Genomic DNA, 3,002 nt, shown 5'->3' with positions numbered 1-3,002 from the left:
ATTGGTATCTACTTTAGTATTCAATATTAACTTCTGGCGAAGTTAAACTGTCACAAAACAAAGACCCGTTTGGGTTGTATGGTTAAGTGACTAAGCGTACACGGTGGATGCCTTGGCAGTTGGAGGCGATGAAGGACGTATTAACTTGCGATAAGCCTAGTCAAGCTAGTAAAAAGCACTTGAGACTAGGATTTCCGAATGGGGAAACCCACCTGCTTGCAGGTATCGTTAACTGAATACATAGGTTAACGAGGCGAACGCGGAGAACTGAAACATCTAAGTACCCGTAGGAAAAGAAATCAACCGAGATTCCGATAGTAGCGGCGAGCGAAATCGGAACAGCCCTTAAGCTTATTATGTGTTAATGGAAGGCTCTGGAAAGTGCCACGATACAGGGTGATAGTCCCGTACATGAAAATGCATTTTAAGTGAAATCGAGTAGGTCGGAGCACGTGAAACTTTGACTGAATATAGGTGGACCATCATCTAAGGCTAAATACTCCCAACTGACCGATAGTGAACCAGTACCGTGAGGGAAAGGCGAAAAGAACCCCTGTGAGGGGAGTGAAATAGAACCTGAAACCGTGTACGTACAAGCAGTAGGAGCCCACTTGTTGGGTGACTGCGTACCTTTTGTATAATGGGTCAGCGACTTATATTTTGTAGCGAGGTTAACCGATTAGGGTAGCCGTAGGGAAACCGAGTCTTAACTGGGCGAATAGTTGCAAGGTATAGACCCGAAACCCGGTGATCTAGCCATGGGCAGGTTGAAGGTTGAGTAACATCAACTGGAGGACCGAACCCACTAACGTTGAAAAGTTAGGGGATGACCTGTGGTTAGGAGTGAAAGGCTAATCAAACCGGGAGATAGCTGGTTCTCCCCGAAATCTATTTAGGTAGAGCCTCGGACGAATACTTACGGGGGTAGAGCACTGTTAAGGCTAGGGGGTCATCCCGACTTACCAACCCTTTGCAAACTCCGAATACCGTAAAGTAATATCCGGGAGACACACGGCGGGTGCTAACGTCCGTCGTGAAGAGGGAAACAACCCAGACCGCCAGCTAAGGTCCCAAAGTCATAGTTAAGTGGGAAACGATGTGGAAAGGCCCAGACAGCCAGGAGGTTGGCTTAGAAGCAGCCATCCTTTAAAGAAAGCGTAATAGCTCACTGGTCGAGTCGGTCTGCGCGGAAGATGTAACGGGGCTAAACTATGCACCGAAGCTGCGGATTCAGAATTTATTCTGAGTGGTAGGGGAGCGTTCTGTAAGCGGTTGAAGGTGTACCGGGAGGTATGCTGGACGTATCAGAAGTGCGAATGCTGACATGAGTAACGATAATGCGGGTGAAAAACCCGCACGCCGGAAGACCAAGGGTTCCTATCCCATGTTAATCAGGGTAGGGTAAGTCGACCCCTAAGGCGAGGCCGAAAGGCGTAGTCGATGGGAAACGGATTAATATTTCCGTACTTGGTATAATTGCGATGGGGGGACGGAGCAGGCTAAGCAAGCATGGCGATGGTAGTCCATGTGAAAGTGTGTAGGCTAGTGACTTAGGTAAATCCGGGTTGCTGTTAGGCTGAGACACGAGACGAGTCACCAAGGTGATGAAGTTGCTGATGCCATACTTCCAGGAAAAGCCTCTAAGCTTCAGATTATACCGAATCGTACCCCAAACCGACACAGGTGGTCAGGTAGAGAATACTAAGGCGCTTGAGAGAACTCGGGTGAAGGAACTAGGCAAAATCGTACCGTAACTTCGGGAGAAGGTACGCTCCGATTGGTGATGAGACTTGCTCTCTAAGCTGATTGGAGCCGCAGTGACCAGGTGGCTGGGACTGTTTATTAAAAACACAGCACTGTGCAAAATCGCAAGATGACGTATACGGTGTGACACCTGCCCGGTGCCGGAAGGTTAATTGATGGGGTTATCTTCGGAGAAGCTCTTGATCGAAGCCCCGGTAAACGGCGGCCGTAACTATAACGGTCCTAAGGTAGCGAAATTCCTTGTCGGGTAAGTTCCGACCTGCACGAATGGTGTAACCATGGCCACGCTGTCTCCACCCGAGACTCAGTGAAATTGAAATCGCAGTGAAGATGCTGTGTACCCGCGGCTAGACGGAAAGACCCCGTGAACCTTTACTACAGCTTGGCACTGAACATTGAACCTACATGTGTAGGATAGGTGGGAGACTTAGAAGCAGAGACGCTAGTTTTTGTGGAGTCGTCCTTGAAATACCACCCTTGTAGTTTTGATGTTCTAACGTTGGCCCCTGAATCGGGGTTACGGACAGTGCCTGGTGGGTAGTTTGACTGGGGCGGTCTCCTCCCAAAGAGTAACGGAGGAGCACGAAGGTTGGCTAAGTACGGTCGGACATCGTACGGTTAGTGTAATGGTAGAAGCCAGCTTAACTGCGAGACAGACACGTCGAGCAGGTACGAAAGTAGGTCATAGTGATCCGGTGGTTCTGAATGGAAGGGCCATCGCTCAACGGATAAAAGGTACTCCGGGGATAACAGGCTGATACCGCCCAAGAGTTCATATCGACGGCGGTGTTTGGCACCTCGATGTCGGCTCATCACATCCTGGGGCTGAAGTCGGTCCCAAGGGTATGGCTGTTCGCCATTTAAAGTGGTACGCGAGCTGGGTTTAGAACGTCGTGAGACAGTTCGGTCCCTATCTGCCGTGGGCGTTTGAGAATTGAGAGGGGTTGCTCCTAGTACGAGAGGACCGGAGTGAACGAACCGCTGGTGTTCGGGTTGTCATGCCAATGGCATTGCCCGGTAGCTACGTTCGGAACTGATAAGCGCTGAAAGCATCTAAGCGCGAAGCAGGCCTCGAGATGAGTTCTCACTAGACTTTTAAAGTCTCTGAAGGGCCGTTGAAGACTACAACGTTGATAGGCAAGATGTGGAAGTGGTGTGAGCCATTAAGCTAACTTGTACTAATTACCCGTGAGGCTTAACCATACAACGCCAAACGCGTTTTATGTGATAGTTTAAGC

Annotated in this window: 1 rRNA gene; it reads left to right on the top strand. The window is 49.6% G+C overall.

From position 1 onward, the window contains the following. Positions 1–80: 80 nt before the first annotated feature. A 23S ribosomal RNA gene (locus QL986_RS18755) occupies positions 81–2,967 on the top strand. Positions 2,968–3,002 lie beyond the last annotated feature (35 nt).

The organism is Pseudoalteromonas sp. APC 3250 (assembly GCF_030407915.1).
GTDB classification, from domain to species: Bacteria; Pseudomonadota; Gammaproteobacteria; order Enterobacterales; family Alteromonadaceae; genus Pseudoalteromonas; species Pseudoalteromonas tetraodonis.
Note: the sequence above shows the minus strand (reverse complement) of the source record. Positions and strands in the feature narration are given on the sequence as shown.